Annotated in this window: 9 protein-coding genes and 3 pseudogenes; 3 read left to right on the top strand and 9 right to left on the bottom strand. The window is 74.0% G+C overall.

Going from position 1 to position 13,011, the window contains the following annotated elements:
* Nucleotides 1-10 precede the first annotated feature (10 nt).
* From sucC to ACEXOX_RS29405, 9 genes and pseudogenes are all read right to left on the bottom strand, one after another.
* A pseudogene (sucC, locus tag ACEXOX_RS29445) lies at nucleotides 11-1,191 on the bottom strand (ADP-forming succinate--CoA ligase subunit beta).
* 437 nt (nucleotides 1,192-1,628) lie between these two features.
* Complete coding sequence (locus ACEXOX_RS29440) at nucleotides 1,629-1,793, bottom strand: hypothetical protein (RefSeq protein WP_406524139.1); 165 nt, start codon at nucleotides 1,791-1,793, stop codon at nucleotides 1,629-1,631.
* Nucleotides 1,760-2,632, bottom strand: coding sequence for a hypothetical protein (locus ACEXOX_RS29435; RefSeq protein ID WP_406524138.1), 873 nt, complete (start codon nucleotides 2,630-2,632; stop codon nucleotides 1,760-1,762). The genes ACEXOX_RS29440 and ACEXOX_RS29435 overlap by 34 nt, the downstream gene beginning before the upstream one ends.
* 129 nt (nucleotides 2,633-2,761) lie before the next feature.
* Nucleotides 2,762-3,727, bottom strand: coding sequence for a hypothetical protein (locus ACEXOX_RS29430; protein ID WP_406524137.1), 966 nt, complete (start codon nucleotides 3,725-3,727; stop codon nucleotides 2,762-2,764).
* A gap of 205 nt (nucleotides 3,728-3,932) precedes the next feature.
* Nucleotides 3,933-5,120: a VWA domain-containing protein gene (locus ACEXOX_RS29425; protein ID WP_406524136.1), complete on the bottom strand. Its 1,188-nt coding sequence runs from the start codon at nucleotides 5,118-5,120 to the stop codon at nucleotides 3,933-3,935.
* Nucleotides 5,117-5,317 (bottom strand): hypothetical protein, encoded by a 201-nt coding sequence (locus ACEXOX_RS29420; protein ID WP_406524135.1) that lies wholly within the window; start codon nucleotides 5,315-5,317, stop codon nucleotides 5,117-5,119. Before ACEXOX_RS29420 ends, ACEXOX_RS29425 begins: the two co-directional genes overlap by 4 nt.
* Nucleotides 5,318-5,400: 83 nt before the next feature.
* Nucleotides 5,401-8,037 (bottom strand): annotated as a pseudogene (locus tag ACEXOX_RS29415) (DUF5682 family protein); the annotation flags it as partial.
* Entirely contained in the window at nucleotides 8,034-9,167 is a 1,134-nt protein-coding gene (locus ACEXOX_RS29410) for an AAA family ATPase (RefSeq protein ID WP_406524134.1), read from the bottom strand. The gene ACEXOX_RS29410 and the pseudogene ACEXOX_RS29415, both read right to left, overlap by 4 nt.
* A 112-nt stretch (nucleotides 9,168-9,279) precedes the next feature.
* Nucleotides 9,280-9,453: a hypothetical protein gene (locus tag ACEXOX_RS29405; RefSeq protein ID WP_406524133.1), complete on the bottom strand. Its 174-nt coding sequence runs from the start codon at nucleotides 9,451-9,453 to the stop codon at nucleotides 9,280-9,282.
* 139 nt (nucleotides 9,454-9,592) lie between these two features.
* Between ACEXOX_RS29405 and ACEXOX_RS29400 the strand changes: the two are divergent.
* The 3 genes and pseudogenes from ACEXOX_RS29400 (at nucleotide 9,593) to ACEXOX_RS29390 (ending at nucleotide 12,985) form a co-directional block, all read left to right on the top strand.
* Nucleotides 9,593-10,965 (top strand): annotated as a pseudogene (locus ACEXOX_RS29400) (SWIM zinc finger family protein).
* Between the two features lie 134 nt (nucleotides 10,966-11,099).
* Entirely contained in the window at nucleotides 11,100-12,614 is a 1,515-nt protein-coding gene (locus ACEXOX_RS29395; RefSeq protein WP_406524132.1) for a DUF5691 domain-containing protein, read from the top strand.
* Nucleotides 12,615-12,616: 2 nt separating this feature from the next.
* Entirely contained in the window at nucleotides 12,617-12,985 is a 369-nt protein-coding gene (locus ACEXOX_RS29390; protein WP_406524131.1) for a hypothetical protein, read from the top strand.
* Nucleotides 12,986-13,011 lie beyond the last annotated feature (26 nt).

Below are 13,011 nucleotides of genomic sequence, written 5' to 3'. Positions count from 1 at the left end.
CCTCTGTCCCTTACTTCGCGGCCGCGGCGAGCTCGGCGGCCTTGTCGGCCGCGCCGTCCATGGTGTCCACACGCTGGACCAGCGGGTGGTTGGCGTCGCTCAGGATCTTGCGACCGAGCTCCGCGTTGTTGCCGTCCAGGCGGACGACCAGCGGCTTGTTGACGTCCTCACCCTTGGACTTGAGCAGCTCCAGGGCCTGGACGATGCCGTTGGCGACCTCGTCGCAGGCGGTGATGCCGCCGAAGACGTTGACGAACACGGACTTGACGTCCGGGTCGCCGAGGATGATCTCCAGGCCGTTCGCCATGACCTCGGCGGAGGCGCCGCCGCCGATGTCGAGGAAGTTGGCGGGCTTGACGTTGTCGTGCTTCTCACCGGCGTACGCGACGACGTCCAGGGTGCTCATGACGAGACCCGCGCCGTTGCCGATGATGCCGACCTGGCCGTCGAGCTTGACGTAGTTCAGGCCCTTGGCCTTGGCGGCGGCCTCCAGCGGGTTGGCCGCGGCCTTGTCCTCCAGGGCCTCGTGCCCGGGCTGGCGGAAGTCGGCGTTCTCGTCGAGCGAGACCTTGCCGTCCAGGGCCAGGATGCGGCCGTCCTTGGTCTTCACCAGCGGGTTGACCTCGACGAGGAGCGCGTCCTCGGCGACGAAGGTCTCCCACAGGGTCACCATGGCCTCGGCGACGCCCTCGGCCACCTCGGCCGGGAACTTCGCCTGCGCGACGATCTCGCGGGCCTTCTCGATCGTGACGCCCTCGTTGGAGTCGACCGCGACCTTGGCGAGCGCCTCGGGGTCTTCTCCGCGACCTCCTCGATGTCCATGCCGCCCTGCACCGAGGCCATGGCCAGGAAGGTGCGGTTGGTGCGGTCGAGGAGGTACGAGACGTAGTACTCCGCCTCGATCTCCGGGGACAGCTCGGCGATCATCACCTTGTGGACCGTGTGGCCCTTGATGTCCATGCCGAGGATGTCCGTCGCACGGGCGACGGCCTCGTCCGGGTTCGCCGCCAGCTTCACGCCGCCGGCCTTGCCGCGGCCGCCGACCTTCACCTGCGCCTTGACGACGGACTTGCCGCCGAGGCGCTCGGTCGCCGCGCGTGCCGCCTCAGGCGTGTCGATGACTTCACCGGCCAGCACCGGTACACCGTGCTTGGCGAAGAGGTCCCTCGCCTGGTACTCGAACAGGTCCACGCGCGTCCGTCCCTTGTCTACTCAGAATCGCCGTAGTGATCGCGGTTCGTTGTCTGCATGGGCGTGCCGCGAAGGGCAACGTGACTGCGCTGTCACTGAGGGAGGCGTACACGGTGACCGGTACGCGGCATGTCCGTCTCGCAGGTTATCCCCGCAGGACCGGCCTCCCTAAATCGCAGATCACACTGCGGCGGTGATAACAGTCACAGAGACGGTGGTCACAGATCACACAGGGGTACGGGCGGGTGGCCGCCAGGTGGACGAGTCGCTTCGCCCGTCCGCCCGGTCCGCCCGTCCGGTCCCGCGCACAGCGCGAAGCCGGGCGGCTCCCTTCCCAGGGGGAACCGCCCGGCTGCTCACGCACTGCCGTCACGGGCGGCGGTACGGGCGCACGGCACACCACCCTGTGCGCACGCCCGGCCGCCTGGCGGGGAGGGTCAGGCGTTCTGGGTGGAGAGGGTCGGGAGGGTAGTGGTGCCCGGGAGAGTCGGCAGGGTCGTGGCGCTCGGGAGGGTGGGGAGGGTGGTGCCTGGGAGGGTGGGGAGGGTCGGGACGTTGGCGGGGTTGGTCAGGTCGGTGGGGACGGTGGGCACCGCAGGCACGGCGGGCACGGTGGGCACGGCGGGCACGGTGGGCGCGGTCTGGCCCGGGAGCGCACCCCGCAGCCCGGTGGTGGCGCCCTCGGCGATGCCCGAGGCGTCGTCCTTGACGGTGCTGACCAGGCCCTGGGCGAACGGGGTGGCGTCCGTGGCCACGCCCTGCACGAACGGGGCCGCCTGCCCCTCCACGTCACCGGCCAGCTGACCGACGCCGCCGAGGGCCCCTGGACGACCGGCACGAGCTTGCCGACGACACGCTGGGCGACGGGCGGCAGGACGTCGGCGGTGGTGGTGTCGAGGTCGGCGGCCTTACCGAGGTCCGCGACCTTGCCCAGGTCGGTGGCCTTGCTCAGGTCCGCGACCTTGCCCAGGTCGGTGGCCGTGCCCAGGTCCGCGGCCTTGCCCAGATCCGCTGCCTTGCCCAGGTCACCGACCGCGGGCAGTTCCGGGGTGGCGGGCACCTTCGGGGTGGTGGGCAGTCCCGGGGTGGCGGGCAGGTCCTGAGTGTGGACGTCCCCGCCGGTGACCCCGGCGACCTGACCGGCTACGCCGTCCACGGTCTTCTCGGCGGTCTTCTTGACGGCCTTCTTGACGGTCTTCTTGACGGCCTTCTCGGCGGTACCGGCCACGTCACCGGCCGGCAGCTTGTCCCGCACCGCTCCGCCGACTGTGCCGCTCACGGTGTCGGTGACCGTGTCGGTGACGGCGCCCTTCACCGCACCGGCGGCGGGCAGGTCTGCGGTGCCGGGCAGACCGGCCGCGTTGGCGGCGACGGAGCCGAGGGCCCACAGGCCGGAAGCGGCGGCGGCTACGACGATGGAACGACGGATGTGCGTACGCATGGTGGTGAAACTTCCTTCGAATTCAGGGGGTTCGACGGGCAGACCTGTCCCGCCCCCGCGCGGCAGGTCCTGTGCAGACGCGTGGTCTGCGGACGGGGGCCCCGGACGCTGAAGGTCCGGAGGTCTGCCCTAGCCCGGGAATTCGAGGATGTCGGCGGCGCGCTGCCGCGTGGGCGGCTCGGCGGCCGCGAGAACGCCTCCGGGCACCAGCCCGAAGTGTGCGGGATGTGCCGGTACGGCGGCGAACTGGTCCCCGCCACGAGGCCCGTGGCCGTCACCGGTGATGTGCGAGGCCGACGAGGCGGGTGCCTGCGGAAGCTGACCGGGAAGACCAGGGAGCCCGGGGAGCCCGGGAAGGCTGCCGTGGCCCTGGCCGGGCCGCCGCTCCGACGCCGAGTCGGCGCGCTGCACGGGCTGCGACGACGCGCCCATCAGCTCACTCACACTCGCCCAACCAGGCGCACAGTTACCCGAGTTGCCGCTCCCTACGTCCTGCTGATCACCGGCTCCGGAATACTGCGGGCCGGTGCCGCGCTGCGCCCCGGAGCCCTGCCCCGGCTGCTCGCCGTGCTCGTCACCACGCCCGGTGTCGCCGTCGCCGTCCTCGTCGCCGCCGACACCGGGAATCCGGTCCGGCAGCTCTACGGGGAGCGAGTCCGCGTCGGCCATCTGGCGCACCTTGCGCACCACGTCCCGAACCGGCGCGGTGACCGGCGCGGCGACCCGCTCGGCCACTGGCCCAGTGACCGGCTCGGCAGCCTGTGCAGCGGCCGGTGCGGTGCGCTCGGCAACAGGCCGTACGGCCTTGCCGACCGGCGTCTCCGCCACCGTGCCCGCGGCCGTCTTGCCGCCGTGCTGCACTTCCCGTCCGGCGGCGTCCGCCGAGGCCTTGACCGATGCCTGCGGATCAGCCGGAGTTACCGCCCCGACCTGCGGGCCCGTGCTCGCCGAACCGTCCGCCGCCTGCGCGCCGCCGCCGAAAGCGAACCCCAGCACCACGAACCCCGCCAGGAACAGCCCCGCCAGCAGCGCACGCCGCACCGCCGCGGTGCGCGGCAGGCGCGCAGCGGCGAGAGGGGCGGGCGAAGCAGACACGCGAAGATCCTTTGCGACGGGCCGGGGAACGAGGGAAGCCAGGGCGTACGGGAAGCCGGGCATGACCGGCCACGACTCCGCGGCCGATGCAGGCGATGCAGGCCATGCCGACGCTTCGGCGACGCCGACGACCCGGCCAACACGTCGGCGGGCCCCGATCCTTGCACGACAGACCAGGTGCCCCGCAAGCCCCCTGGGGCTCTCGTTACCGTTGCTCCGTCATGTCCGGTATCGGCAGCGGCCGCTTCTCGATCGCGGCCGCCATCACCTCCGGGAAGAGGTCCGGTGTGCAGGCGAACGCCGGTGCCCCGAGGGCCGCGAGAGCTGCCGCGTGGTCCCGGTCGTAGGCGGGTGCCCCTTCGTCCGAGAGGGCGAGCAGTGTCACGAACTGCACTCCGGACGCCTTCATCGCCGCGACACGTTTGAGCATCTCGTCGCGTATGCCGCCTTCGTAGAGGTCGCTGATCAGTACGACGACGGTGTCGGCGGGCCGGGTGATCTGCGACTGGCAGTAGGCCAGGGCGCGGTTGATATCCGTGCCGCCGCCGAGCTGGGTGCCGAAGAGCACGTCCACCGGGTCGTCCAGCTGGTCCGTCAGGTCGACCACCGCGGTGTCGAAGACGACCAGCCGGGTCGCGATGGCCCGCATGGATGCCAGTACCGCGCCGAACACGGAGGCGTAGACGACGGAGGCGGCCATCGACCCGGACTGGTCGATGCACAGCACCACGTCCTTCTTCACCGACTGCGCGGCCCGGCCGTGGCCGATCAGCCGTTCGGGGACGACCGTGCGGTGCTCGGGCAGGTAGTTCTTGAGGTTCGCGCGGATCGTACGGTCCCAGTCGATGTCCCGGTGCCGGGGGCGGCTGACGCGGGCCGATCGGTCCAGGGCGCCGCCCAGCGTGGCGCGGGTACGGGTCGAGAGCTGTGCCTCCAGTTGCTGGACGACCTTGCGCACCACGGCCCGCGCGGTCTCCTTCGTCGTCTCCGGCATGACCTTGTTGAGCGAGAGCAGCGTCCCCACCAGATGCACGTCGGCCTCTACGGCCTCCAGCATCTCCGGTTCCAGCAGCAGCGCGGACAGTCCGAGCCGTTCGATCGCGTCGCGTTGCATGACCTGGACGACGGAGGTGGGGAAGTACGTACGGATGTCCCCCAGCCAGCGGGCCACGCTCGGCGCCGAGGCGCCCAGGCCCGCCGTGCGCGAACCCGGGCCGCCCGGCCCGTCCGGGCGACGGCTCCCGTAGAGGGCGCTGAGCGCCCCGTCCATGGCGGCGTCCTGCCCCCGCAGTTCGCAGCCGGTCCCGTCGGCACCGCCCCCTCCCAGCACCAGCCGCCACCGCCGCAGCCGCTCCTGTGCCTGCGCCTCGCTCGTCCCACTCACTCCGCTCATCCCCGCACCCCCGTTGTCGTCCGCCCCTCCGCGGCGCTCTCCCCGAAGCCCTTCTCCTCGGTGCTCTCCTCCTGGCTCTCCCCGGAGCCCTCCACGAAGCCCTCCTCCTCGGTGCTCTCCCCCTGGCTCTCCCCGGAGCCCTCCACGAAGCCCTCCTCCTCGATGCTCTCCCCCTGGCTCTCCCCGGAGCCCTCCACGAAGCCCTCCTCCTCGATGCTCTCCCCTGGCTCTCCTCGCCTCCCTCGGAGCCCTCCCCGAAGCTCGCCCCGAAGCCCTCTGTGAGGCCCAGCAGGACGCGCAGGGTCGGCAGCACTGCTGCCGCCCGGTCGCGGTCCAGGCCGGGGCCGAAGCCCGGTATCGCCGCTTCCTGGTCGGCGCGCCCCGCGCCGGGCCCGGTGCCTGGCCCGTCGGGGCCGTCGGGTCCGGCCGGGCCGCGGCGTATCAACTCACCGAGCGTGCGCCGCTCTTCGGCCTCGTACTCGGCGAACGTCCGGCGCAGCAGCGGCAGGACGTCCGTGAAGGAGTCCGCCGGCACCTGGGCCAGCCAACGGTCCACCAGGGCGAGCAGGCGTTCGTCGTGCACCAGCAGCAGCCCTCCGGCGTCGCCGCCCGCGAACCCCTCGACCCAGCCCGCCGCCTCGGCCGGCGGGGTGCCGGGTGACAGGGCCAGCCCCATCAGCCGGCCCGCGTCTTCGGAGGTCAGCCGCCCGTCGTCGAGCAGCAGCCGGACCGTGCGCCCACGCAGCAGGCCCGGCACCGTCTCCCGTTCGGCCAGCTTCCGCAGCACCGCCGCCCAACGCTCCCGCAACCCGCCACCCTGGGCCCCCACCTCGCCCCAGGCCCGCGCCTCATCCGGGGTCCCTGCCTCGCCCCGGTCCCCTGCCTCACCCGGACCTGCTGCCCCACCCGAGGCCGCCACCGCCCCCGAGACCACTGCCTCCCCCAGGACCGCGGCCCCGGCCCTGGCCCCAGCTGCCGCTCCCCTCACCGGCCCTTCGTCCATCAGCCCCACCGCGTGGTGCGTCGCGTCCAGGTGCCGGCGCATGTCGGCGGCGCCGTCCGCGTCCAGGCCGGAACAGGCCGGCGGCAGGCCGACGAAGACCCGTTCGGCCAGCCCGGTGGCCACCTCGCCGAGCGCGGCGGCGTCCGTGCCGCGTACGTCGCCGTAGCGGACCGAGCGGACCAGCGCGGGCAGCGCCTGGGCCAGGTGCCCCACGTCCGCGTCGAGTGCGGCCCGGTCCGTGAGCACCCGCACGACCACGGGCAACGCCTCCGGGAGGGTGGCGAGCAGGCAGCGCTCGGCCAGGGCCGTGACGTCGGCGAGGGCGGTGGTCCCCAGGGCGTCGGACGCCGCCTTGGCGGTCGCGGCCGCTTCCACCGTCGTGCCCCAGACACCGGCCTCGGCGGCCCTGACCGACAGTTCGGGCTCCCACCGGAGACGCCAGCTCTCCCGGAACGTGCCGGTGCTCGCACGGGTCCGCACAGGCTCGCCCCACGGCACGCCGAGCAGCCGCAGCCGGTGCAGCAGCCGGCTGCGCCCGGCGTCCGTCTCCTTGCGCAGGTCGAGGTCCAGCTCCCGGTCCGCCGCCTCCGGCTTGAGGCGCAGCGAGCGCTGGCTGCGGGCGATGTCCCGCTGGAGCGGTACGGCCGGGGCGCTGTCCGGCACCTGTCCCAGCACGTCCCCCACCACCAGGCGGTCGTGGATGAGGGCGGACGGCGCGTCGGAGCCCTCGCCGAGCACCGCGCGCACCGCGTCACCGGCCTCGGCCAGTCCCGCCAGCGGTCGGCCGCGCATCGCGGCCAGCGCCTCGGCGAGCCGTACGGCCTCGATGACGTGGGCGGAGGAGACGGCGTAGTCCTCCGCGCGCAGCAGTCCGGCGACCTTGGTCATCCAGCGTTCGACGGGGCGGTCGGGGGCGCTGAAGAGGTGGCCGTACCAGCCGGGCGAGGAGATGCCCGCGCCGTACCCGCTGCGGCGGGAGAGCCTGCGGTGGGTCCACGGCACCCACGTCACCTCGGGCTTCACCTTCGCCAGGCCCTTGAGCAGCTGCCGGTCGGCGGTCACGGTCGTACGCCGGGCCAGCGCCGGGACGTGCCACGCCCCGCACACCACGGCGACGGCGTCCCCGAACTCCCGGCGCGCTTCGCGCAACCGGAGCCGCATATGGGCTTCGCGCACCAGGTCGCGGTCCTGCCCGCCGACGCCGTACGCCTCGCGCAGTGCCCCCATCGCCTCGGCCAACGCCTCGAACGGCGCGAGCGGGTCGGCGACGCCCGCCACACCCCCGCTCCCGGCACCGGTCCCAGCACCGCTCCCGGAACCCTGCCCGCTCCCGGAACCGTCTCCGTGGGCCCGGTGTTCGATCACGTCCTCCCACCAGCGCTCCGGGTCGTCGTACCCGGCGGTCTCGGCCAGCACCGCCACCGGATCGATGCGCGCCTCCACCGCCCGGTCGGCCCCCGTCGTCCCGCCGGGACGGCCGTCCACGCCCGCACCGCCCCCGCCGTCCTCTCCGCCCCGGCCGCCCCCTCCTGCTCCGTCCCCACCATCCCCACCGTCCACGCCGAACGCCCCGTCCTCCCCGAACGCCAGGGAATGCGCCGCGGGCAGATCGATGAAGCGCACCGGTACGTCACGGGCCAGGGCCCACCGGATCGCCACCCACTCCGGAGAGAACTCCGCCAGCGGCCAGAACGCCGCCCGCCCCGGGTCGGCGGGCACATGGGCCAGCAGCGCGACCGGCGGCCGCATCGCCTCGTCGGCGGCCAGGGCCACCAACGCGTCGGCCTCCGGCGGTCCTTCGATCAGCAGGGCGCGGGGCGCGTGGTGCTCCAGGACCTTCCGGACCGCCCGCGCCGAGCCCGGTCCGTGGTGCCGCACCCCCAGCAGCAGCGGCCCGTCCGCCCGGGTGTTCATGCGCCGGCCTCGCGGCAGGCGCGGTAGAAGTCCTTCCAGCCGTCGCGCTCGCGCACCACGGTTTCGAGGTATTCCTGCCATACGACGCGGTCGGCCGCCGGATCGCGTATCACCGCGCCGAGGATGCCCGCGGCCATGTCACCGGACCGCAGTACGCCGTCCCCGAAGTGGGCGGCCAGCGCCAGGCCGCTGGTCACCACGGAGATGGCCTCGGCCGTGGAGAGGGTGCCCGACGGGGACTTGAGCTTGGTGCGGCCGTCGGTGGTGACGCCGTCGCGCAGCTCCCGGAAGACCGTGACGACGCGGCGGATCTCGTCCGTCCCCTCGGGGGCGGGCGGCAGGTCCAGCGAGCGGCCGATCTGGTCGACGCGCCGGGAGACGATGTCGACCTCCTCCTCGGGTGTCGCGGGCAGCGGCAGCACGACCGTGTTGAAGCGGCGGCGCAGGGCGCTGGAGAGCTCGTTCACCCCGCGGTCACGGTCGTTGGCCGTGGCGATGAGGTTGAAGCCGCGCACCGCCTGGACCTCCTGGCCCAGCTCCGGGATCGGCAGCGTCTTCTCCGACAGGACGGTGATGAGCGTGTCCTGGACGTCAGCGGGGATGCGGGTCAGCTCCTCCACCCGGGCGGTCATGCCCTGGGCCATCGCCCGCATGACCGGACTCGGCACCAGCGCGTCCCGGCTCGGGCCGTGGGCGAGCAGCTGTGCGTAGTTCCAGCCGTAGCGGATGGCTTCTTCCGGTGTGCCGGCCGTGCCCTGCACGAGCAGGGTCGAGTCACCGCTGACGGCTGCCGCCAGGTGCTCGGACACCCACGTCTTTGCGGTGCCGGGGACGCCGAGCAGCAGCAGCGCGCGGTCGGTGGCGAGGGTCGTCACGGCGACCTCGACGATCCGGCGCGGGCCCACGTACTTCGGTGTGACGACCGTGCCGTCCGGCAGGGTGCCGCCGAGCAGGTACGTCGCCACCGCCCACGGCGACAGGCGCCAGCGCTCGGGGCGCGGCCGGTCGTCGGCGGCCGCCAGCGCCTTGAGTTCGTCCGCGAACGCGTCCTCCGCATGGGGCCGCAGCACCTGCGCTGAGCCGTCGGCGCCGGGGCCTGCGGCGCCTTCTCCGGTGGTGTACTCGGGCATGGTCTCCCCCTCGTCGCAAGGTCTGCGGCCGGTACCCCGCCTCCGCCGGCCGCTTGCGTGAACCACCTTGCACCACACCACTGACAATCACCGGAGCCCCGGCCCTGACCTGCTACTTCAGCGGCGACATGGCCACGCACCGCGCGGACTCGAAGGCGCCCTTCGCGGTCCGCTTCGTCAGCTGACGGTCCTGGTACGTGACGGAGCAGCTCACCTCGCCGCCGCCCTCGCCGCCGCCCTCGGCGACGACGGCCATGACGGTCGGCGCGGCACCGCGCTTGAGCATGACGGACTCCTGACGAAGAGGGCGGAAAACCCGGAAGACCGCGCCAATCGACCCCGACACGCAAATAGAGTCAAGGTCACGACAAGGGAGTATTTGCTGGTCAGGGCGATTGTCAGTGGGGGCTCGTAGCGTTGGGAACATGAATCCGCAGGGGGAACGCTGGACGTCGGATCACGTGCTCGCGCTCGCGCCCGACGCGCCGTCACGCAAGGCGGGCAGCAGGCTCGCGACACCGGGCTCGTGGCCGGAGACCGGCACACGGGACGGGGCGGTGTGGGGCCTGTGCGAGGGCAGCGGCAGCAAGCCGTACCGCACCGTCGTCGACACGGCCGGGCCGGCCTTCACGTGCAGTTGCCCGAGCCGCAAGTTCCCGTGCAAACACGCACTGGGACTGCTGCTCCTGTGGGCGGGCGAGGAAGGTGCCGTGTCCGGCGGCGAGCCTCCCGCGTGGGTGGAGGAGTGGCTCACCGCCCGTCGGCAGCGCGAGCGGAAGAAGGCAACGGAGCACGTCAACGGCGGTACGGCGGCCGCTGATTCACCGTCAGCGGCAGCGCCCGAGGCCGCGCGGCGGCGGGCGGCGCTGCGCGCCCAGCGGATCGCCGCCGGTGCCACCGAGCTGGAACAGCGGCTGGAGGACCTGCTGCGCTCCGGACTGGCCACCGCGGACCGCGCGGGGTACGGCACCTGGGACGAGACCGCGGCGCGCATGGTCGACGCACAGGCACCCGGCCTTGCCGCCCGCGTACGGGAGTTGGGTCCGACCGTGGCTTCCGGGGCGGACTGGCCGTCTCGGCTCCTCGCGGAGTGCGCTCTGCTCCACCTTCTCGACCAGGCATTCCTGGGCATCGACCGGCTGCCGACCGCGCTGGCCTCGACGGTCCGCACCCGCGTCGGGCTGACCACCGACACGGCGGACGTGCTGGCCGGCCCGGACACCGCCGTCGTGCGCGACCGCTGGCTGGTGCTCGCCCAACAGGACGCCGTGGAGGGCGTACTGACCAGCCGCCGCATATGGATGCGCGGCGAGCGGACCGGGCGTATGGCCCTCCATCTCTCCTTCGGCGGACCTGACCGGGCCCTGGATCTCTCGCTGCCCGGCGGACTCGTCCTGGACGCCGACCTCGCCTACTACCCGGGCGCGCGCCCACTGCGCGTCGTCCTGGGCACCCGGCACGCCGATCCGGTCCCGGTCGCCGGCCCGCCACCGGGCGGCGGCACCGACGCCGCGCTGGCCGCGTACGGCGACGCGCTGCGCGACGACCCCTGGCTGGACACCTGGCCGGTGGTCCTGACCGACGTCGTCCCCATACCGGGGCAGGGGGCGAGCCGTGGCAACTGGCCGACGCGGACGGCGAATCAGCGCTGCCCGTGGACCCGCGCTGTGTGGAGCGGGCGGGGCTGTGGCGCCTGACCGCCATATCCGGCGGCGAACCGGTCACGGTCTTCGGCGAGTGCGGGCACTGCGGCTTCGTGCCCCTGACCACCTGGGACCCGGCGCCGGTCGCTCTGTGACCCGGCCACCCGTCAGCCACCCTCCGCGCCGCCCGCCCAGTCGCCGGTCAGTCGCTCGACCAGCCAACCGCCCAGCCACCCGCGCAGCCAACCGCCCAGCCAACCGATGTCCGATCACCGTCCGGGGGAAGACCATGATCGAAACTCGCAGCACCCACGGCGCCCGCCTCGGCCCCACCGCCGGACCCGGCCCCTCCTGGGAGGAGCTGGTCAGCTCGGCGCTGCTCGGTACGGAGCGCCGCACGCCGCCGGTCGCCGCCCGCGAGGGCCGGAGCACCGCGGCCGCGCTGCTGGACGCCGCCGCGGTGAGCACGGTCCGGCGCCGGGCCGCCCTGCGCCCGGCGCCCGCCCGTGAGCGCCCCGTACCGGCTCCGGCCGACCCGCGGCCGCCGCTGCCACCGGCCGCGCGGCACCGGCTCGCGCTGCTGCTCGCCGACCGGAACGGCACCGGCGGCGGCCACCGCCGCGGCACGGCACCCGACCTGACCGAGCTGCTGCCGCAGTGGCTGGCCACGGCCGCCCAGTACGACTACCGCGCCCCCGAGGCGCTGCTGCCCGCGCTGCTCGACGCGGCCCGCGCGCGGACGGACCTGCGCGCGGCCGCACTGGCCTTCGCCGGGCCGCGGGCCCTGTGGCTGGCGCGGCTCAACGACGAGTGGAAGTTCGCGCTGCGCGGCGTCGGGAGCACGGCCGCGCTGCCCGGCACCGACGAGCCGGAGGCCGTCCACACGCTGTGGGAGGAGGGGCTGTTCGCGGAGCGGGTCTCTCTGCTGGCGGCGCTGCGCCGCCGTGACCCGGCGGCCGGGCTGGCCCTCCTGGCCACCACCTGGCCGAGCGAGCCCGCCGAGGACCGGCTGATGTTCCTCGACTCGCTGCGGGAGGGCCTGTCGATGGCCGACGAGCCGTTCCTGGAGCGGGCGCTGTCCGACCGCAGCCGCAATGTCCGCGGGACGGCCGCCGAGTTGCTGTCGGCCCTGCCCGGCACCGCGCTCGCCGCCCGTATGGCGGACCGGGCCCGCGCCTGCGTCTCCCTCGTCCGTACGGAGGGCGACGCGGATCCGACCGTCACGGGCCCGTCCGTCACGGGCCCGTCCGGCACGGACCCGACCGGCACGAACCCCTCCGGCACGGACCCGACCTGCACGAACCCGACCAGCGCCGCCGGACACGCGGCACGCCCGCCCCGTACGGAAACCGTGGGTACCGACGGCGCCTGGGCGCTCGTCGTCCAGGCCCCGCGTGCGTGCGACGCGGCGATGCAGCGCGACGGTGTGGTGCCCAGGCCGCCGAGCGGCCGGGGCGAACGGGCCTGGTGGCTGAGCCAGCTGCTGGAGGCCGCGCCGTTGGAGTGCTGGAGCGGGTGGCTGGGCGGCCTGGAGCCGGCGGAGATCGTCGCCCTTCCGGTGGCGGACGGCTGGCGGACCGAGTTGCACGACGCCTGGTGCCGGGCCGCCGTACGCCAGCGCGACGCGGCCTGGACACGGGCCCTGCTCGGCCCCCGGCCACCGCCACAACCACCACCGCCACCGCAACAACCACCACCGCCACCGCAACAACCACCACTGCCACTGCCACTGCCACTGCGACGTCCGGCTACGCCTCCCCCGACAGCCCGGCCGGCTCGTCGCGTGACCTGGCGCGGCTGCTGACCGTGCTGCCCGAGGACGAACGGGCCCAATGGGTCGCGGAGTACATAGCGGCCCACGGCTTGTCCGACGCGTTCCGGATGCTCGGGGTGTGCGCGGTGCCGTGGACCGAGCCGCTGGGGCGGGCGGTGGTGGACGCGCTGGACATCGCCCGGGACGCGGGCAGTTATCCGTGGAGTTTCAGCGGCGTGATGGGCCTGGCCGAGCGCTGTCTGGACCCGGACGCCGCGGACCGGCTCGCCATGCTCACGACGCTGACGGACGAGCCGGCGGACGGCTCCCCCGGTGCGGTCGGCTACTGGTCCGAGGCGTTCCTGCGCCTGGTGGGCACGCTACGGCTGCGCGCCACGATGCGGGCGGAGCTGGCCCCGTGACGCCGCCCCGCCCGGTCGGTGTCGCG

Origin of the sequence: Streptomyces sp. Ac-502 (genome assembly GCF_045222935.1) — a bacterium.
In the GTDB taxonomy this organism is placed as follows: Bacteria; Actinomycetota; Actinomycetes; order Streptomycetales; family Streptomycetaceae; genus Streptomyces; species Streptomyces monomycini.
The sequence above is the reverse complement of the archived record's forward strand: the minus strand, read 5'-3'. Positions and strand labels throughout refer to the sequence as shown.

What these genes read in the sequence shown, in the direction of transcription:
- ACEXOX_RS29425 (WP_406524136.1), bottom strand. Translation starts at nt 5,120, where the DNA reads ATGAGCGGAGTGAGTGGGACGAGCGAGGCGCAGGCACAGGAGCGGCTG.
- ACEXOX_RS29405 (WP_406524133.1), bottom strand. Translation starts at nt 9,453, where the DNA reads ATGCTCAAGCGCGGTGCCGCGCCGACCGTCATGGCCGTCGTCGCCGAG.
- ACEXOX_RS29395 (WP_406524132.1), top strand. Translation starts at nt 11,100, where the DNA reads ATGATCGAAACTCGCAGCACCCACGGCGCCCGCCTCGGCCCCACCGCC.
- ACEXOX_RS29435 (WP_406524138.1), bottom strand. Translation starts at nt 2,632, where the DNA reads ATGCGTACGCACATCCGTCGTTCCATCGTCGTAGCCGCCGCCGCTTCC.
- ACEXOX_RS29410 (WP_406524134.1), bottom strand. Translation starts at nt 9,167, where the DNA reads ATGCCCGAGTACACCACCGGAGAAGGCGCCGCAGGCCCCGGCGCCGAC.